The 18,181-nt window shown below is 71.1% G+C and carries 18 protein-coding genes and 1 pseudogene; 12 read left to right on the top strand and 7 right to left on the bottom strand.

Annotation, left to right across the window (positions count from 1 at the left end; all coding sequences use genetic code 11):
• The first annotated feature begins 51 nt into the window (after window positions 1-51).
• Complete coding sequence (locus IE242_RS18825; RefSeq protein WP_189860750.1) at window positions 52-894, top strand: DUF4253 domain-containing protein; 843 nt, start codon at window positions 52-54, stop codon at window positions 892-894.
• Window positions 895-937: 43 nt separating this feature from the next.
• Here the strand turns inward: IE242_RS18825 and IE242_RS18820 are convergent, their stop codons facing one another.
• Entirely contained in the window at window positions 938-2,137 is a 1,200-nt protein-coding gene (locus IE242_RS18820) for an aminotransferase-like domain-containing protein (RefSeq protein ID WP_229859123.1), read from the bottom strand.
• Between the two features lie 180 nt (window positions 2,138-2,317).
• Between IE242_RS18820 and IE242_RS18815 the strand changes: the two genes are divergently transcribed.
• Entirely contained in the window at window positions 2,318-3,250 is a 933-nt protein-coding gene (locus tag IE242_RS18815; RefSeq protein WP_189860746.1) for a phosphotransferase family protein, read from the top strand.
• A gap of 17 nt (window positions 3,251-3,267) precedes the next feature.
• Here the strand turns inward: IE242_RS18815 and IE242_RS18810 are convergent, their stop codons facing one another.
• The gene (locus IE242_RS18810; RefSeq protein ID WP_189860744.1) at window positions 3,268-4,911 is read right to left on the bottom strand and encodes a helix-turn-helix domain-containing protein; all 1,644 of its coding nucleotides are present in this window, start codon (window positions 4,909-4,911) and stop codon (window positions 3,268-3,270) included.
• Window positions 4,912-5,123: 212 nt separating this feature from the next.
• Between IE242_RS18810 and IE242_RS18805 the strand changes: the two genes are divergently transcribed.
• Together IE242_RS18805 and IE242_RS18800 are read left to right on the top strand one after the other, a co-directional pair.
• Window positions 5,124-5,894 (top strand): DUF4232 domain-containing protein, encoded by a 771-nt coding sequence (locus IE242_RS18805; protein WP_189860742.1) that lies wholly within the window; start codon window positions 5,124-5,126, stop codon window positions 5,892-5,894.
• 260 nt (window positions 5,895-6,154) lie between these two features.
• Window positions 6,155-7,006 (top strand): alpha/beta fold hydrolase, encoded by an 852-nt coding sequence (locus tag IE242_RS18800; RefSeq protein WP_189860741.1) that lies wholly within the window; start codon window positions 6,155-6,157, stop codon window positions 7,004-7,006.
• Window positions 7,007-7,042: 36 nt separating this feature from the next.
• On the opposite strand, the gene hemB is transcribed toward IE242_RS18800, so the two are convergent.
• Window positions 7,043-8,035 carry a porphobilinogen synthase gene (hemB, locus tag IE242_RS18795; protein ID WP_189861243.1) on the bottom strand — a complete coding sequence of 331 codons (993 nt, stop codon included), beginning with the start codon at window positions 8,033-8,035 and terminating at the stop codon, window positions 7,043-7,045.
• A gap of 333 nt (window positions 8,036-8,368) precedes the next feature.
• Between hemB and IE242_RS38845 the strand changes: the two genes are divergently transcribed.
• A complete protein-coding gene (locus tag IE242_RS38845; protein WP_308436767.1) occupies window positions 8,369-8,962 on the top strand; it encodes a hypothetical protein in 594 nt (197 codons plus the stop codon).
• Here the strand turns inward: IE242_RS38845 and IE242_RS38840 are convergent, their stop codons facing one another.
• Window positions 8,963-9,376, bottom strand: a complete 414-nt coding sequence (locus IE242_RS38840) for a helix-turn-helix domain-containing protein (RefSeq protein ID WP_308436769.1) — start codon at window positions 9,374-9,376, stop codon at window positions 8,963-8,965.
• A gap of 248 nt (window positions 9,377-9,624) precedes the next feature.
• Here IE242_RS38840 and IE242_RS18785 point away from each other — a divergent pair, with 248 nt between their 5' ends.
• Complete coding sequence (locus IE242_RS18785) at window positions 9,625-10,083, top strand: UCP032817 domain-containing protein (protein ID WP_189860740.1); 459 nt, start codon at window positions 9,625-9,627, stop codon at window positions 10,081-10,083.
• Between the two features lie 133 nt (window positions 10,084-10,216).
• On the top strand, window positions 10,217-10,882 hold the full coding sequence (locus tag IE242_RS18780; RefSeq protein WP_189860738.1) for a class I SAM-dependent methyltransferase: 666 nt from the start codon (window positions 10,217-10,219) through the stop codon (window positions 10,880-10,882).
• On the opposite strand, the gene IE242_RS18775 is transcribed toward IE242_RS18780, so the two are convergent.
• Together IE242_RS18775 and IE242_RS18770 are read right to left on the bottom strand one after the other, a co-directional pair.
• The gene (locus tag IE242_RS18775) at window positions 10,860-11,963 is read right to left on the bottom strand and encodes a helix-turn-helix domain-containing protein (RefSeq protein WP_189860737.1); all 1,104 of its coding nucleotides are present in this window, start codon (window positions 11,961-11,963) and stop codon (window positions 10,860-10,862) included. The two genes, IE242_RS18780 and IE242_RS18775, sit on opposite strands and share 23 nt — an antisense overlap.
• Window positions 11,964-12,055: 92 nt before the next feature.
• A pseudogene (locus tag IE242_RS18770) lies at window positions 12,056-12,538 on the bottom strand (ATP-binding protein); the annotation flags it as partial.
• A 256-nt stretch (window positions 12,539-12,794) separates the two neighbouring features.
• Here IE242_RS18770 and IE242_RS18765 point away from each other — a divergent pair.
• Window positions 12,795-13,619 carry a helix-turn-helix domain-containing protein gene (locus IE242_RS18765; protein WP_189860735.1) on the top strand — a complete coding sequence of 275 codons (825 nt, stop codon included), beginning with the start codon at window positions 12,795-12,797 and terminating at the stop codon, window positions 13,617-13,619.
• On the top strand, window positions 13,616-13,828 hold the full coding sequence (locus IE242_RS18760; protein ID WP_189860733.1) for a DUF397 domain-containing protein: 213 nt from the start codon (window positions 13,616-13,618) through the stop codon (window positions 13,826-13,828). Before IE242_RS18765 ends, IE242_RS18760 begins: the two co-directional genes overlap by 4 nt.
• Here IE242_RS18760 and IE242_RS18755 read toward each other — a convergent pair.
• Window positions 13,810-14,412, bottom strand: a complete 603-nt coding sequence (locus tag IE242_RS18755) for a TetR/AcrR family transcriptional regulator (RefSeq protein ID WP_189860731.1) — start codon at window positions 14,410-14,412, stop codon at window positions 13,810-13,812. The two genes, IE242_RS18760 and IE242_RS18755, sit on opposite strands and share 19 nt — an antisense overlap.
• A gap of 112 nt (window positions 14,413-14,524) precedes the next feature.
• Here IE242_RS18755 and IE242_RS18750 point away from each other — a divergent pair, with 112 nt between their 5' ends.
• The 3 genes from IE242_RS18750 (at window position 14,525) to IE242_RS18740 (ending at window position 18,107) form a co-directional block, all read left to right on the top strand.
• Window positions 14,525-14,977, top strand: coding sequence for a nuclear transport factor 2 family protein (locus tag IE242_RS18750; protein ID WP_189860729.1), 453 nt, complete (start codon window positions 14,525-14,527; stop codon window positions 14,975-14,977).
• On the top strand, window positions 14,974-15,840 hold the full coding sequence (locus IE242_RS18745) for an NmrA family NAD(P)-binding protein (protein ID WP_189860727.1): 867 nt from the start codon (window positions 14,974-14,976) through the stop codon (window positions 15,838-15,840). The genes IE242_RS18750 and IE242_RS18745 overlap by 4 nt, the downstream gene beginning before the upstream one ends.
• 140 nt (window positions 15,841-15,980) lie before the next feature.
• Window positions 15,981-18,107: an ATP-binding protein gene (locus IE242_RS18740; protein ID WP_189860725.1), complete on the top strand. Its 2,127-nt coding sequence runs from the start codon at window positions 15,981-15,983 to the stop codon at window positions 18,105-18,107.
• Window positions 18,108-18,181: the final 74 nt, after the last annotated feature.

The raw sequence follows: 18,181 nt of genomic DNA, 5'->3' as shown, positions 1-18,181 counted from the left end.
CCGGCACCCGGGCCGGCCGCGTTGTCAGTGGCGGCCCCTACAGTCACCTCCATGGCGACTCTCCCCAACCCGCTGCCCCGGCTGGCAGCCGACCCGAGCGGCCGTTCGCTCGGGCTCGCGCTTCCCCTCGGGCGACTGATCGACGCGACGGCCGAGGGCCCGTGGCACGAGCCGTTGCTGTGGCACGGCGCGTACGACGCCGCCCCGGGCGCCTGGACGGCCCTGGGCTCGCCGGCGGCGCGGGTGGGGCTGCTCCCCGTGCTGGTACAGACGGGGGACTGTCAGGACGCCCTGGACAAGTGGGGGCTGAGGCCCGCCCTGATGTCGTACCCCGGGGACCACGACGCCGAGGAGGTGCTGGCGGAGTTCTGGGAGGGCGAGGAGATCGCGGAGTGGGACACCGCGGGGGACGTGCTGGCGCCCTTCGGACCGGACTGGCCCGGGCCCGCCCCCGCCGGGACACTCACCGCCGACCCCGCCGTCCGCGCCGCCGAGGTCGCCGACTCCCTGCTGGCCGACGGCTCCCTGCCGACCCACGGCTCCTACCTCGAGGAGATGCGTCTCGCGCTGGTCCCCGCCCGCCGGTCCGCCGACATACCGGCGGCGATCGGCTGGACGGGCCCGCTGAACCACGAGAACGACGTGGCCCGGCTCGGCGCGGTGCTCCGCTCCTGGGAGGACCGCTTCGGGATACGGGTCGTCGCGCTCACCCCCGACCAGCTGGTGGTCTCGGTCGCGGCACCGCCCACGACCACCTCCGACGCCGAGGCCCTGGCCGCCGAGCACTTCGCGTTCTGCCCGGACAACATCACGCAGGGGGAGCACGACACCCTGCGCACGTACGCGGCCGAGGAGGTGCTCGGGCAGCGGATGTGGTCCTTCTGGTGGGACTGACGCCCCACACCCGCGCCCGCGCCTGCCTCCGGCCGCGACCGGACTACCCGGCCAGCCCCTTCGCCAGCCGCCGCAGCCCCTCCTCGATCTCCTCCGGCGTCTGCGTGACGTAGCACAGCCGCAGGGTCGTCCGGGCCGCTCCGTCCGGCTCCCCGGGGTGGAAGGGCGCCCCCGGCACGTACGCCACGTCGTGCTCGACGACCCGGCGCAGCAGGGCCGTGGTGTCGTACGGCTCCGGCAGGCGGACCCAGAGGAACATGCCGCCTTCCGGGCGGGTCCAGGCCGAGCCCTGCGGAAGGGCCTCGGGCAGCCCGGCGAGCATGGCGTCCCGGCGCTCCCGGTAGACCGCCGCCACCCGCGCCACATGGGCGTCCAGGTCACGGTCGGCCAGATAGCGGGCCGCGGCGAGCTGGTTGACCGTCGGTGTGTGGAGGTCGGCGGCCTGCTTGGCGATCGCACAGGCCCGGCGCAGCACCGCGGGCGCCCGCAGCCAGCCGAGCCGCATGCCGGGCGCCATCACCTTGGAGAAGGAGCCCAGCAGCACCGTACGGTCCTCGGCACCCGGGTAGGTGGCGATCCACGGCACCCGCTCGCCCTCGAAGCGCAGCTCGCCGTACGGGTCGTCCTCGACGATCCACACGCCGTGCCGGGCCGCCACGGAGGCGACGGCCGCCCGGCGCCCGGCGGACAGGGTGCGGCCGGTCGGGTTCTGGAAGGTGGGGACGGTGTACAGGAGCTTGGGCCGCTCGCGCACGACGAGCTCGGCGAGCGCGTCGGGGTCCATGCCCTCGTCGTCGCCCGGCACGGCCACGATCCGCGCGCCTGCGAGGCCGAAGGCCTGCAGGGCGGCCAGATAGCAGGGGCGCTCGACGAGGACGGTGTCGCCGGGTTCCAGCAGGGCGGTGGCGAGCAGCGACAGCGCCTGCTGCGAGCCGGTGGTCACCAGCAGGTCGTCCGCCGTGGTGGGCAGCCCGCGCACGGTGTACCGGGCCGCGAGCGCCGCTCTCAGCGCGGGGTCGCCCTCCGTCGTCGCGTACTGGAGCGCACGTTCCGGTAGGTGCGCCAGTACATCGCGGTAGGCGGCCGCTATGCCCTCGGTGTCGAAGAGTTCGGGCGCCGGCAGCCCGCCCGCGAAGTTGATGACCTCGGGCCGCTCGGTCACCGCGAGGATGTCCCGTACGGGCGACCCACCGACTGCGGCGACCCGGGCGGCGAGCTGAGGCACAGGAGAAGTGGTGGTCACGGCGGCTCCTTGGACGGTGCTGTCGACGATGGCGTCAAACGACGGCGTCAAGCGATGACTTCGCGCGTCATGACTCCGGGCGATGGCAAAGGTGGCGAAGCCTACCCTAAAGAAATACATGCTCTCTACACCCGTACATTCCGTCATACGGACGTCCCGGGGAGCCCCTAGGCTGCGCCCATGCTGCCCAGGGTGGACACGGTCGACGAACTGGACGAGGTCGTGCGGGACGAGGCGCTGCTGCGCCCGGCGGTCCAGGATCTCTGTGCTCAACTCGGCATCGAGAGAGCCAGAGTGCTGCGGTTCGAGGAGGGATCGCTGCCGGTGTACTCGGTCGGCGACGCGCTCGTACTGAAGCTGTTCCCCGGGTTCGAGGCCGACGAAGCCGTCCGGGAGGCACGGGTGCTGACCCACCTCGACGGCCGGCTCCCGGTGCCCACGCCCCAGGTACGGGCGGCGGAGCTGTACAAGAACGGCTGGCGCTACGTCCTGATGACCCGGCTCGTCGGCGACGGCCTCGCCCGGGCCTGGGCGCGCGTCCCGGCCGCCGCCCGGGACCGGATCGTCACCGAGGCGGCCGAGACGCTCGCCGCGCTGCACGCGCTGGACCCGGCGCCGCTGGCCGACGTCGTCGGACCGGCGGACTGGAACCGGTTCGTGGCCGTGAGGCGCGCGAACGCGCTCGCCCACCACCACGCCACCGGACTGCCACGTCCCTGGCTGGAGCAGATCCCGGACTTCCTGCGCTCCGTACCCCTCGTCCCGCCGCCGCGGCGCGTGCTGCTGCACACCGAGTTCATCCGCGAGCACCTGACCGTCGACCCGCACGACGACTGGCGCCTCACCGGCCTGTTCGACTTCGAGCCGGCCATGATCGGCGACCCGGCGTACGACCTCGCGGGCGCCGCCCTGTTCATCACCGGCGCCGACCCCCGGCAGCTCCGCCGCTTCTACGCCGCGTACGGCCGCGCTCCCCACCCGCCGCGCGAACTGCTCGCGTACACACTGCTGCACGTCTACGGCGACCTGACCGGAAACCTCCGCGACCTGCCCGCACCGCCGCGGCCACGCCTCGAGGACCTGGCGGAGGCGTGGTTCGGGACGGCGGGCTGATTCGCCGTCAGCCCTTCTCAGCTCACGTCAGCCTCGCTGCCGGATTCCATCTCCTTGAGCGTCGTTCCCTCCTCGACCCACCCGGAGCCGTCGATCGGGTACTCGTACGCGGGACGGCCGTTGTTGCCGCTCGTACGGAACGGCTGCCCCTGATCATCGATGACGACCGTCCCCTGCCGCGAGCCGCTGGACCAGTTCAGCACCAGGTACCAGCTCACGTCGTACGCGGAGGCGTCGGCCCAGATGTAGTAGACCTCCGGGTCCGACTCGCTCACCTTGTACGGGAAGTCGTCACTGCCCGCCTCGGGCTCGACGGCGGGGCGCACGGCGTCCAGCGCCACGTTGAAGGTGCGGGTCTGGACACCGCCGCCGCAGCCGACACTGGGGTACGCCATGGCGTAGTCGTTCCACTTCAAGGGCGACCGCTTGGCGGCGATACGGACCGACAGGTCGTCGATGACCACCGTCTCGTCACCGGTCCCCTGGACGGTGAGGGTGACGAACTGCTGGCCCGACGGGACGGCGTCCATCGACCGCACCCAGGCGGACGCGTCCTGGCTGTTCGGCGGCGGCGGGGACACCTTGGACGGCGGCCGGTCGACCAGGTAATGCGCGTCGCAGGCGCTCGGCCAGGTGTGCGGCTTGGTGATCACGGTCAGCGGCGGGCCGGACGCGGTGTCACCGCCGTCGTCCCCACCGTCGCTGTCACCACCACCGCCGCCGCTCGGTGCGTCGGCCCCGGCGGAGCCGGAGGCACCGGCCTCCCCTGGCTTCTTCTCCTCCTTCGTGGCGGAGACGGAGGGCGAGGCCTTGGACGGTGACGGCGAGGCCTTCTCGCCGTCCTCCTCGGTCGTGGCGTCGACGGACGCGGATCCGACGTGGCTGGAAGGCCGTCCGTCCTCCCCGCCGGAGGGCAGGTTCGCGAGGAAGGTCACGGTGCCGAGAACGGCGGCGACGGCGATCGCGGCGACGAGCGCCGTACGCGTACGGCGCCGCTTGCCGCCGCCCGGCCCGGCCGGCACCGAGGACGCGGGTCTGATCAACTCGTCCACGCCGTCCGGTTGCTCGGGGGACGCCGACGGCCCGCCGGACGTCGCGTCAGCCGCAGACTCGTCCGGCTGCTCCGGCTGCTCCGGCTGCTCCGGCTGCACCGGCTGCACCGGCTGCACCGGCTGCACCGGTTGCTGCGGCCGCTCCGGCTGCACCGGTTCCTGCGGCTGCTCCGGCTGCTTCACTGCCCCCGGCTCGTCCGGCTGCTTCAGCTCTTCCGACTCGTCCGGCCGCTTCGGCTTCTCCGACTCGTCCGTCTGCTTCGGCTCTCCCGCTTCCCCGGGCTCGTCCGGCCGCTTCGGCTCTCCCGCTTCCTCGGGCTCCGACGCGGCCGTCACCTCCCCGGCCGCCTTGCGCCCCCGGTTCGCATCGGCCAGCACCCACCGCCGGTGCAACTGGACCAGTTCCTCGGGCGACGCCTTGCAGAGCCGGGCGAGCCGTTCCACAGGTGCGTAGTCCGTGGGTACGGCGTCCCCGTTGCAGTACCGGTGCAGCGTGGACGTGCTCATGTGGAGCCGCTTGGCGAGCGCCCCGTAACTGAGTCCGGAGCGCTCCTTCAAATCCCGCAGCATCGCCGCGAAAGCGGCCCCCGCATCGACCCCCGACACCATTCCTCCATCCCCCCGTATTCCATTCCAGTGTTCCAGGGAAGGGTCATTCCCGCAGCTCAGAGCCTATTTCAGCGTTCCAGTGTCCCTGATGGCCCGCCAAGTGTGGCGGCCGGGACGGATCGCCCCCCAAGCTGTGGTCATCCAAGCACGCCGCTCCCGGCAGCCGGTCGAGCGGTCCGCTTCAACCCACCCACTCAGCAAGGGAATCAGCCATGCGCGCTTTCCGTACCTCCGTCCTCGCCGCCGCCACCGCCGCGCTCGCCGCCCTCTCCCTCACGGCGTGCCAGAACGGAACGGGCGTACAGGACGAGGGCGCCTCCCAGCCCGCGGCGACGGTGGCGGCGACCGCCGAGCCGAAGGGTGACACCGAGGGCGCCAAGGACACCACGGACGGCGGGACGACCGAGGCGGGCTCCGGCTCGGCCGGCAACGCGTCCCAGGCGAAGGACTCCGGGACGAACACGAAGACGAACGCAGGCTCCTCCAACGCGAAGTCGGGTTCCGGCTCCTCGTCCTCCTCCGGCGCGAACGCGAACACGGACACGGACGCCCCCGCGAACCGCGCCATCTGCAACGGCTCCAACACCACCGTCAGCGTCCAGGAGGTCAGCCGCCCCCTGAACCACATGCTGATCACCGTCACGAACACGGGCAGCAAGCCCTGCGACCTCCCGTACTACCCGTACGTCCGCTTCGACCAGACGCAGTGGGCCCCGCAGGTCGCGGAGAGCACCAAGCCCCAGGCCGTGGTGACGCTGGCCCCCGGTGAGTCCGGCTACGCGGGTGTCATGCTCGCTTCCGCCGACGGCAGCGGGGAGAACGGCGAGACGGCCAAGAAGGTCACGATCGGCTTCCAGGGCCTGAACCCCGGCAGCAGCGGCGGCACCTCCACGACGGTGAACCTGCCGGGCGGCGGCGTGTACTTCGACAGCACGCTGCGCGTGACGTACTGGCAGCAGTCGATGGAGGACGCGCTGTACTGACCGGCAGCGGCAACGGCAGCAGGAACTTACAAAGCTCGAAGAGGGCCCCGCACCAGGCGGGGCCCTCTTCGTTCAGGCCTTCGTTCAGGCCTTCGTTCCGTTCCTCGTTCCGGCGCACACCCCGTGGACCGGCTCATATCAGTAGTACGAATGATCACCGCGGGATAGCGTGACCCGTTGGGTATCCCGCTCACCCCAGGGCAGCCCTCGGCCACCGGACGGGCGTCCTCACCGCACGCGCGCAGAAAGCGAGCAGACAGATGCAGCCAACGTTCGTCCTGGTGCACGGAGCCTTCTCGAACTCCTTCGCCTTCGCACCGCTCCAGGCCGAACTCGGCCTCCTGGGACACCGTTCGGTCGCCGTCGACCTGCCCGGCCACGGTTTCGGGGCGACCTACACGCACGCCTACCAGGCACCGCAGGATCTCGACGAGCTCGCCACGGCGCCCGGCTCGATCAAGGGCGTCACGCTCGCCGACAATGTCGCGCACCTGATCGGTGTCCTCGAGCGGGCCAGGCGGAACGGGCCGGTGATCCTCGTCTCCCACAGCCGTGGCGGCGTCACGGCCACCGCGGCGGCCAACGCACGCCCGGACCTGATCGACCGCATCGTCTACGTCGCGGCCTGGTGCCCTGTCGATCTCGAAGCCGGCGCCTACTACGCCGAGCCCGAGATGGCCACGGCCGACGCCGCTTCCCTGGCTTCGGCGCTGGTCGGAAACCCTGCCGAACTCGGCCTTCTCCGCACCAACTTCCGCACGGCTGACCCGGGCGTCCTCGCGGCGTTCAAGGCGGCCTTCCTCGCCGACGGCACCGACGAGGAGTTCCTGACCTTCCTGAACACCTTCCAGCCCGACGAGAACCTCGACTTCGGCACCTCCGCCGACCGGGCGCAGGCCGCGACCTGGGGCCGGATCCCGAAGACCTACGTCCGGCTGGCGAGCGACGCCAGCCTGCCGCTCGCCCTGCAGGACCGGCTGATCCGCGAGGGCGACACGCTGACGCCGGACAACCCGTACGACGTGCGCACGCTCGAGAGCAGCCACCTGAAGTGGCTGGTCGACCCGGCACCGGCGGCCCGGGTCCTGGGCGAACTGGCCGCGCTGGTGTGATGACCGCGCACCCGGCGAAGGTACGCGGTCGACGCACTAGCGCAGCTTCTGGGCGACCTCGGTGGCCCAGTACGTGAGGATGTTCCGCGCCCCGGCCCGCTTGATCCCGAGCAGCGACTCCATGATGGCGCCGTCCCGGTCGATCCAGCCCTTCTCGGCGGCGGCCTCGATCATCGAGTACTCGCCGGAGATCTGGTACGCGGCGACCGGCACGTCCACGGCGTCCGAGACCCGGGCGAGGATGTCGAGGTAGGGTCCGGCCGGCTTGACCATCACCATGTCGGCGCCCTCCTCCAGGTCGAGCGCCAGCTCCCGCATCGACTCGCGGATGTTCGCGCCGTCCTGCTGGTACGTCTTGCGGTCGCCCTTCAGCGAGGACCCGACGGCCTCCCGGAACGGCCCGTAGAAGGAGGACGCGTACTTGGCGGTGTACGCAAGAATCGCGACATCCTCGCGCCCGATCTGATCGAGGGCCTCCCGGACGACCCCGATCTGCCCGTCCATCATCCCGCTCGGCCCGACGACATGCGCTCCCGCGTCGGCCTGCACCTGGGCCATCTCGGCGTACCGCTCCAGGGTGGCGTCGTTGTCGACGCGCCCTTCGTCGTCCAGCACACCGCAGTGCCCGTGGTCGGTGAACTCGTCGAGGCACAGATCGGACATCACGAGCAGGTCGTCCCCGACCTCCGCCCGCACGTCACGCAGCGCGACCTGGAGGATCCCGTCGGGGTCGGTCCCGGCCGTCCCGAGGGCGTCCTTCTTCGCCTCCTCCGGCACGCCGAACAGCATGATCCCGGAGATCCCGGCCTCCACCGCCTCCAGGGCCGCCTTCTTCAGGCTGTCGCGCGTGTGCTGCACGACCCCCGGCATCGCCGCGATGGGCACGGGCTCGCTCGCGCCCTCCCGCACGAAGGCGGGCAGGATGAAGTCGGCGGGGTGCAGCCTGGTCTCGGCGACCATCCGACGCATCGCGGGGGTGGTCCGCAGCCGCCGGGGCCGCGTGCCGGGGAAGGATCCGTACGTCGTCATGCCTTCTACGCTACGCCCGTCACAGATGCACCTTTGCCGACGCGGCGTCGGCCCAGGGCCACGCCGATCGTTGTCCACCCCGAGGGGTATGTTCCCGTCCTGATCGGCAAGGACTGCGCGGGAGAGCTCACGTACACCGCTGACATGCGGGTGCCTACGGTGAAGCTCCCGGACGATGGTTCGCATACTGGGCCGGTCCCGGACCTCCGCGGGAGTGACGCGGAAGGCATTCAGCAGAGACTGTGCCGTCTGCTCCGGCTTGCCCCACTGCCACCAGGCACGGGCCATGTCGGTGTGCAGGCGCGCCTTTCGCTCGGCAGTGGAGAACTGGTCTTGGTGCAACTGCTGACCTGCCCTGATTGCGGCCCCGGCATCACCGAGCGCCCAGTGGACCCCCACCTCATAAAGGCGCACCGACGCAGGAGTGATGGAGAAAAGGCGATCCGCCGGTGCCACGGCGGGCAGGCCGCGGGCGGCCCGCGCAGCTTCGTCGATCATCGTACGAGCTTGGTCCTGGTCGCCCGCCCGAGCCGCGGTGTACGCGGTGGTGCACAGCATCTGGGCGTACGCCGCCGCCTGCGGATGGGTGTTGAGTCCAGTGGCTTCGATCTTCGACGCGGCGCTGATAACGAGACGCTGTGCCGCTTCCGGCTGTTCCTGGTGGCGCAGGACGATGCTCAGCTCGCGAGCAGCCGCAGCGGAGGTCAGCGGGGAGCCGGACAGGTCCGCGTACAGGCTTGCCCGATCAGCGGTAAGTCGAGCCTGGTCGTACCGCCCGATCTTCACCAGGACCTGGGCCGCCACTGTGTAACAAGCGGACAGTCGCGCGTAGTCGATCTCGGCACGATCCCGGATCCGGGCGTGAGCCGTGGCGAGGAGGTCCGGGAGCGCCTTGATGAGTTCGCCGTACCTGCCGGTGTCGAATAGCTAGCGAGCGCTCGCCAGACGCACGTCCAAGGGAACCGGGGATCCTGACGGCGGAGGCATCTCGGCGAGAGCCGATTCCACGCCGAGCAGAAGTGATGCAGGGACGGCCAGCCCTGCCGCTCCGAGCAGAGTGCGTCGTCGCATCCGGTCCTCCTCGGTGTGGCGTGGACCATTCGGCGCAACTTTAGTGGCATGCGACTCGACGAGGCCGAGTGCCGCTCCCAGGACGTCCACCGGCACCCCGACTTCGTGCGCGGCTCTCTGCAGAAGGCGCAGATCGGCGACACGACCGGGCCGCTCCAGACGAGAGATCGTCGATGCCGAGCAGCCGAGTCTGCGGCCGAGATCGGCTTGCCGCCACCCGCGCCAGCCTCTGCCCAGCTTGATCAGGCCTCCTGGGTCGCGCTGCGCCATGAGTAAGCGGACTCGCGACGAGTTCCACAACGGGTCGATGGTGCGCTGCATCGCGCCTCCCCCATGGCAGGAGCAGGACCGTCTGCCCACGGTAAACGCCGAGGGACGGCACGCCTATGGCATGTGCATCTTCTGCACACCACGTGCGCAGCCCGCGAGCTGGAGACGGCGGAGGCCGACCGTGTGGTGCCGTGGCAATGCGACCCGCCAACAGGGGATGGGTTCGCCGCACCGGAAGGAGACCCACTGTGACGACAGCGGTTGAGAGCGTTCCGGACACGACTCCCGCGACGCGGGACCCCAGGGAGTACGTCAGGCCGGAGGTCTGGGAGCGAGAGGTCCAGCTCCTGATGCGCGACCACCCGTTCGACGAGGTGATGGCCGAGCGACTGTTCAGCGCGGCCGTGTCCTACCTGATCACGGCAATGGAGAAGTGGGGTCAGGGGCTGGAGATGTGCTGCGGCCGGGTGGTCGACATCGCCGTCCATGTCTTCATCCTGGACACCAAGAACTACCGGGAGTTCTGCGCCCAGCACTTCGGCGGCAGGTTCCTGGAGCACATCCCGGAGATCGAGTTCAAGTACGACGGCTCAGTCGAACGCACGGCGCACATCATCGCCGAGAACGGCTTCCCCGTGGACTGGAAGCTGTGGGAACGCGACTTCGCCAAGTGTGGTCCGTGCAGGCCGGGCGAGAACTGCCACTGACCGGTCACGCCTGAACGGGTCGGGGCCTCCCTCCGCGGATGCCCCGACCCGTTCAGGTCTGCAGGGCGTGTCGTGGATGTGTTCCGGATACGGTGCGGCGCCAGCACCGTTCCGCACCCGCGTGAGGAAGCACATGCCCCACACGTCACATGACCCCGTCCTCTTCTGGGACCGCTACAAACCGGACCGCGACGGACCGTCTCCGGCCCCCGACGTGACCGCTTTCGAGTGGACGCAGTACGAGGGTCATGGACCTGGTGCCGAGCTGCTGGGGCGACCAGGTACCGCTCTGGAGCTGGGAGCAGCCGAGGGCCGGGAAGCGTCCTGGCTGGCCGGTCAAGGAGTACGCGTCACGGCGGTGGACCTCTCCCCCGTTCAGATCGAGCGGGCCCGTCGGTGGTGGAAGGACGTCCCCGGGCTGACATTTGTGGAAGCGGAAGCCTGCTCGTACCTAAGGGAGACCGACGAGACGTACGACGCGGTGTTCTCCATCTGGGGCGCCGTGTGGTTCACGGACCCCGAGGAACTGTTCCCGCTCGTCGCCAAGCGGCTGACAGCTGGCGGCCTGTTCGCCTTCTCGCACGGCGAGACCGCCGCTCACCTACATGGCCGCCAGCTGATGTACGGGAAGGGGCCCGGGGGCACGGAGATGACCGTCGACCGCTGGTGCTATTCCCCTGCGGCATGGGCCGAGCTGGCGCGTCGCCACGGCTTCACGGACGTGCGGGCGACATGCCTTCCGGCACCGGGTGACCAGGGGATGGGGACAATCGTGGTTACAGCGCGATCGCCCTACTGACCTCGGTACAGACCAGGTCCGGATCAGGGGCAGCCGTCCGGGCGGCACGACAGTCTCGGCACATTCGCTCCGGTCCCGAGCTGTGGATGACGCACCCGCAGTCGCCTTCGCAGTCCCGCCAAAGCTCCTGTCGAGGCAGCGGAGCGGCATCCCTGTCCTCCCGTGAGACCACGATGGTGTCCGCCGTGGACGGCAACGACGGTGGCAGCCACTCCCTCAGACGGTGGGCGACCAGCGCGGCCGGATTGTGCACCTCGGGCGGCAGCCGATCGCTCAGCACTTGCATCAGGGCTACCCGACCGACCCCACGGGCGATCCATTCGGCGGCGGCCGGCGCGAGACGCTGCACGTCCCGTTCAGAAAGCATGATCCGCTTGTCGAGCTTGCGTGCCCGCGTGAGCGCGACGACGGCCTCTTCGTGGTGAGGCCCGGGTGCCGCATCCTCGGCGGGTGGCTCCGACGGCTCGGGGGCCGATACGGGCTCTGCTTCGCCAGGAGGAGGAGCCTCCCGCTCGGGCTCGTCTCCGGGCACGGTCACGGGCTCCAGTTCGACGACCCGGCCGGGCTCCGGCTCCGGCACCTGCTCGCGCACCGGCTCACGGACTGCCGAATCCCGGACCACCGGCTCAGTCGTCCGAGTCGTACGCCCCGGAACGTGATGCGCGTACGTACGCGTCACCACCTGCCCCGCGCCTGTGCGCTCCCGCACCCGCTCGAAGTACCCGTGCGCCTCCAGCTCTCGCAGCGCGAACGCGATCCGGTCGCGTCCTTCGGGAAAGCGGCTGGTCAGAGTACGGATGTCGACGGCCGCGCCGTCGGGCAACGACAGGATGTGCAGGGCCAGCCCCATGGCGACGAGGGACAACTCGCGGTGTTGGGCGAGGTGGTTGCCGATGATCGTGTACCGCTCCGGCTGGTACGCCTTGAGCTGGATGACACCCGAAGGGCTGCCGGATCGCGCAACAGCGGGATGCGGACGTACGGCAGCGTTAGTCTTGCGCACAGCCATGAGGGAAGGCCTGTCTTCCTTGGTGGTCAGGCCCTCGCCCGGGAGTGCAAGTCCCGGCGGGGGCCGTCGCATGTCTGCGGATTGTCTGAAGTTCGGTCTCGTGAAGCTCTCCGGGCCGAGCCTGCCCGGCCGCTCCGCCGACGCGCCAGCCAGATCGTCCGACTTCACCCCCGTGGGTGACGTACGAGAGGTTTGGCTGGTTGGGAGGGTCCTTTCCCCACGTTCTTTACTCCTTGACCGCCCGCCGCCCCGGCCGCCGCACCACCGGCTCCCGTGTTTCCGGGCTCCGGACGCGAGGGCTCCCGCGAGGCGGAGACTCCAAGATCGAGTTCGGCCCATACGGTCTTCAGCGGTACCGGCCCGGCCTGAACGCCCCATCGGTCCGCCAACTCCTCGACGAGAAGCAGGCCGCGCCCTCCCTCGGGAAGTCCTTCGCGACCTGACGACGACAGCACCGGCAACTGATCGCCGCGAGTGTCGGCCACCTCGATACGCAGCGTGCCGGACTCCAGGACGGAAAGGGTGAGGCGGAAGCTGCGGCCGAGGACGCGGCCGTGCAGTACGGCGTTCGCGGCGAGCTCCGCGACGACGAGCCGGGCCGGGTCGGGCCGCAGCCCCAGTCCAGCAGTCGCTCGGTCGCAAGCAGCCGGGCGAGGCGCGCGCCACGACGCGTGGCGGAGAGCGGCACGGTGAACCGGTGCAGCGGGGACGGGACATCAGGCATGGCGCTTTGCACATTCACATCACTCAGCGTGTTCACACCTGCGTAACCTGTGAAGAAGGTGCCCCCGTGCGACGGATGGCTGTCCGGGTAGCACCCGAATCCGTCCGGGCGGTACGGCATGACCGGCTGCGGGCGCGCGCGTTGGACAGAGAACGGCTCGGCGGGAGAGGGCGGCGGACATGAACGACTGGGATGCGGAGCTGGAGGACGACGAGGCCGGGGCCGTGGTGCGGACGGTCGCGCGGCAGCTGAAGCTGTGGCGCGAGGCGGCCGGCCTCACACAGGCGGAGTTCGGAGCGGCGATCGGGTACGGGGAGGAACAGGTCTCGTCGGTGGAGCGTGGACGGCGCATCCCCCGGCCCGAGTACTTGGACCAGGCGGACGAGGCACTCGCGGCGAGCGGCAGGATCGCGGCGCTGAAGGAGGACGTGGCGGAGGTCCGGTACCCGAAGAAGGTGCGGGACGTGAAACGCCTGGAGGCGGGGGCCGTCGAGATCTGCTCGTACAACAACTCGGTCGTGGACGGCCTGCTCCAGACCGAGGACTACGCACGAGCCGTCTTCACCTCTCGCCGCCCGCCGTTCCCGGAGGAGGAGCTGGAACGGCGGGTCACCGCGCGTCTGGCCCGGCAAGAGGCCCTGAAAGCTGAGCCCTTGTTCAGCTTCGTGCTGTGCGAGGCGACGCTTCGCCGCTCGATCGGGGGCAGGATGGTGATGCGCGCCCAACTCGAACGCCTGTTGGCGGCGGCCCGGTCACGCAATGTCGATCTCCAGGTCCTGCCCCTCAGCCGCGAGGAGAACGCTGGCATCGACGGCTCGTTCCGACTGCTCAAGCTCAAGACCGGGACGGCTGTCGGCCTGTACGAAGTGCAACTCACCAACCGTGTGATCACCGACCCGAAAGAAACCACGGTGCTCGACATGCGCTACGGGATTATCCGGGCGCAGGCTCTCGCGCCACGGGAGTCACTGGCCTTCATCGAGAAAGTGCTGGGAGAGTCATGACCGTCAAGCCCTCTGCCGGAACCGGTACCGGCACCGAGCTGAAGTGGATAAAGAGCAGCTACAGCACAGCTGACGGCCCGTCCTGCGTAGAAGTGGCAGCACCCCCCGCCCACATCCTCGTCCGCGACTCCAAGAACCCCCGAGGCCCCCGCCTCACCCTCACCCCCACCGCCTGGGCGGCGTTCCTGCCCTACGCCTCCGAACGCTGACCCAGCACCCGCGCCGTGAAGTCGGCCAGCTGGCTCCGCAACCGCTCCCGCTCCACCCCCCGCACCCCCACCAAGTGCTCCACCAGGTCGGCCCGTACGGCGGCCAGCAACGCATGCGCGGCGAAGTCACCGGAGCCGTCGCCGCCACCGAACCCGGGCACCTGCTCCAGCGCGCCCCTCAGCAGGGCGTGCCACCGGTCGTAGTGGTCCGCGTCGTAGGGACTGTCGCTGCCCGTCGCCTCCAGCGCCAGCGCGAGGTGACGGTTGTCGATCTTGAGGCACAGCAGGGCGTCCAGCACAGCGGGTACGCGCTCCAGCGGCGGGGTGTCAGGTCCCAGCGGTGGCGGTCCCGTGGTCACGGCCTCCTCGACCGGCTCCAGCCGCGCCGCGTACAGCGCACGGATCAGCCCCGTGCGGTCACCGAACGCGCGGAACAACGTCCCCTTGCCGACCCCCGCCGCCGCCGCGACGTCGGACATGGTCACGTCCTCGGGGCGTGCGCGGCTCGCGAAGAGCTCCTCTGCGGCGGCGAGCAGGGAGGCCCGGTTGCGGGCGGCGTCCTTGCGCGGCTTGCGATCGGCCATGTGGTTCCTTTCCAGCGGCGAGGGGCGGGGTTGCAATCCGGACCGGCGGTCCGTATCTTCGTCTCCACGTTAACCGGACCGCCGGTCCGCATCGTACGCCATGGAGACAGCCATGCCCTCGAACGCGACGAGCACCTCCACCCACGCCCCCACCACACCCGCCGATCTCTTCCGTCACGGTCTGCGCCTGCTACTGGAGAAGGACATCGACGCCTGGCTCGGCCTGTGGGCCGAGGACGGCGTCATGGAGTTCCCGTTCGCCCCGGAGGGCTGGCCGCGCCGGCTGGAGGGGCGGGCGGCCGTCGCGGCGTACATGCGCGACTACCCGGACCACATCGACCTGCACGACTTCCCCGACGTGACGATCCACCAGACCACCGACCCGGGAACCATCGTGGTCGAGATGCGCGCGGTCGGCCGCCTGGTGCAGACGGACAGTCCGTACGACATGACGTACGTCGCCGTCGTGACCGTCCGGGACGACCGCATCACCGCCTACCGCGACTACTGGAACCCCCTCGCCGTGCAGGACCCGGCCGCCGACTTCGTCGGGAGCGCCCGATGACCGCCACCGGCACCACTCTCGTCATCGGCGCGACGGGCACCACCGGCAGCCGTACCGCCGCACAACTCCTCGCTGCCGGGCACCGCGTGAAGGCCGCCTCCCGGCGCGCCACCCCGGTCCCGGGCGCCGAAGCCGTCCGCTTCGACTGGTACGCCCCCGCCACCTTCGACGACGCCCTCGCCGAAGCCGACCGCGTCTACCTCGTCCCGCCGGTGGGCGACCCCGACCCGGCCACCGTCATGCTGCCGTTTCTGAAGCAGGCCCGCGCCGGCGGAGTGCGCCGCGCGGTGCTGCTCAGCTCCTCGGCCGTCCCGGCCGGAGGCCCGGCCGTCGGAGCCGTGCACCAGGTCCTGCCCGGCCTGTTCGAGGAATGGGCCGTGCTCCGGCCCTCGTGGTTCATGCAGAACTTCACCGGGGACCACGCCCACGCCACCACCCTCCGTGAGAACGGCACCGTCCTGACGGCGACCGGCGACGGTCGTGTCGGCTTCGTCGACGCGGACGACATCGCGGCCGTCGCCGTTCACGCCCTCACCGATGCGACCGCCCCCGGCACTGACCTGGTCCTGACCGGCCCCGAGGCACTGAGCTACGACGACGTCGCCGCGGTCTACGCCGACGTCACCGGCCGACCCGTGGCCCACCAGCGGCTGACGTACGAGGGGATGCGCGACCACCTGACGCGCGCCGCAGGCATCCCCGCGGAGTTCGCCGCGATGCTGGCCGCCATGGACCAGGCCATCGCCGAGGGCTCCGAGGACCGCACCACGGACACCGTCGAGCGACTTACCGGCCGTCCTCCGCACGACCTGCGCACCGTCCTCCTTCGGGAGGGCGTCGGGCGCGAGCAGCCGACAGGGTGAGGCGCGGAGCACTTTCCCACTCCTGGTGGCGAGGCGTGAGCGATGTGGCCGAACTCCTGCGGACGGGCTCAGCCTGCTGCTAGCACCGAGCCACACACGGCGGTTGAGGAACCGCGGCGGGATCGGGAAGGGGCCGTAGCGTGGCGGCGGAGCGGCGGTTGGGCAACCTGCCCAAGGAGACGAACCAGCTGGTAGGACGGCGGTCGGAGCTGGACCAGGTGGCCCGGCTGTGTGGGCGGTCGCGGCTGGTGACGGTGACGGGCGTGGGCGGGGTGGGCAAGACCCGGCTGGCCCGGCGGGTCGCGGGCGAGCTGCAACCGGGCTTCGCGGACGGGGCGTGGTGGGTGGAGCTGTCCCCGCTCAGCGCGGGCATGGAGGCGCTGCCGTACGCCATCGCCGAGACGCTGCCGCTGGCCGACCAGACCACCCGGCCCATGCTGGAGGTGGTCGCCGAGTACCTGGCCGGGCGGCAGGCGCTGCTGGTGTGGGACACCTGCGAACACCTGGCGGAGGACTGCCGGGAGATGGCGGCAACGCTGCTGACCGTCGCCCCGGGCCTGCGGATCCTGGCCACCAGCCGCTGCCCGCTCGACCTGGCCTGCGAGGAGATGCTCGCCCTCGACCCGCTCCCGGTCCCCGGGGCCGACGACGACGAGGCGGCGGACTCGGTACTGCTGCTGGCCGACCGGGCCGCACAGGCCGTGCCCGGCTTCACCGTCACCGACGCCAACCGCGCCGAGCTGGCCGCCCTGTGCCGCCGCCTGGAAGGGCTGCCCCTCGCCCTGGAGCTGGCCGCGGCCCGCCTGCGCGAGATACCACTGCCCGAGCTGAACCGGCGCCTGGACGACCGCTACGCGATCCTCGGCACCACCGACGGCCCGGACTACGACGCCGACCCGCCCTGGCACCAGGCCCTGCGCACCGCGATCGGCTGGAGCCACCAGCTGTGCACCCCCGCCGAGCGGTTGCTGTGGGCGAGGCTGTCCGTGTTCGCCGACACCTTCGACGCCGAGGCCGCCCGGCAGGTCTGCGCCGACGCGCAGCTGCCCGGGGAAGAGGTGCCGGCGCTGCTGGCCGCGCTGGTGGAGAAGTCGATCCTGACCTGGGTGCCCACCGGGGGCGGCGAGCGGTACCGGATGCTGGACACCATCCGCGAGTTCGGCGCCTTCTGGCTGCGGGGCCTGGGCGAGGAACAGGCGGCGCGCCGCCGCCACCGTGACCACTACCTGACCCTGGCCCACGAGGCGGATGCCGCCTGGTCCGGGCCCGGCCAGACGGCCTCGAAGGACCGGATGAGCGCCGAATACGCCAACCTGCGTGCCGCGCTGGACTTCTGCCTCGCCGAGAAGGACGGGCGCACCGCACTGGAGATGGGCGGTGCGCTGGGGTTCCTCTGGTACGCCTGCGGCTTCGCCCGGGACGGCCGCCACTACCTGGAGCAGGCCCTGGCCCTGGAGCAGGCTTCGAGCCCCGCGCGTGCCAAGGCGCTGTGGGCCGCGAGCCTCGTCGCTCTCGTCCAGGGCGACACTGAGGCCGGCAGCCGTCTCGCCACCGCGTTCCAGCAGGCCGTGGCCGAGGAAGCCGACGCAACCACCGCGGTTGCCGTCCTCACTCTGGAAGGCGCCAGCCTGACGGTGAGCGGCCGGCACACGCAGGCGGCCAAGGTGCTTGCCGATCTGCCGCCCGCCCCGCCGGCCGACGGCCGATACCACGCGGCCTGGGTCATGGCACGCAACACGCAAGCCCTCGTCCACAACCACCTCGGACAGTTCACCGACGCCCTGGCCACCGCCGACGACCTGTGCGCCGAGTGCGCCCGGCGCGGAGAGACCTGGTCCCGCGCCTGGGGCGACTACATGCGCGCCCTTGCCGCACTCGGACTGGGACGCGCGTCGGAGGCCGCAGCCCATGCCCGTACCGCCCTCGCCGGCAAGCAGCGCCTCCACGACGACATGGGCATCGCCATGACCACCGACCTGCTCGCCTCCGCCGCCATCGCCTCTGGCCGGACCGAACAGGCGGCCCGCCTCCTCGGCCTCGCCGAGCAGGTCTGGCACACCGTCGGCACCCCCCAGGCGGGCATCCCCGAACTCGTCGCCGCCCGCACCGCATGCGAGAAGCAGGCCCGCCACCTCATCGGCGACGCCACCTACCAGACCGCCTTCGACGCCGGCTACGACACCGACCTCGACACCGGCATCGCTGAAGCCCTCACCCCGCCCGGGCCCTCGCCGCACGCCCCTCTCCGGCCCGGCCCCACTGGCTGATCAGGACCGCCGCACGCCCTGCCCACCGGCCTCCTCCGGGAAGGCGTCCGGCTCGGGCAGCCGACGGGGTGAAC

Source organism: Streptomyces poonensis, assembly GCF_014650915.1.
GTDB lineage: Bacteria > Actinomycetota > Actinomycetes > Streptomycetales > Streptomycetaceae > Streptomyces > Streptomyces poonensis.
This window is presented reverse-complemented; position numbering and strand designations above follow the sequence as displayed.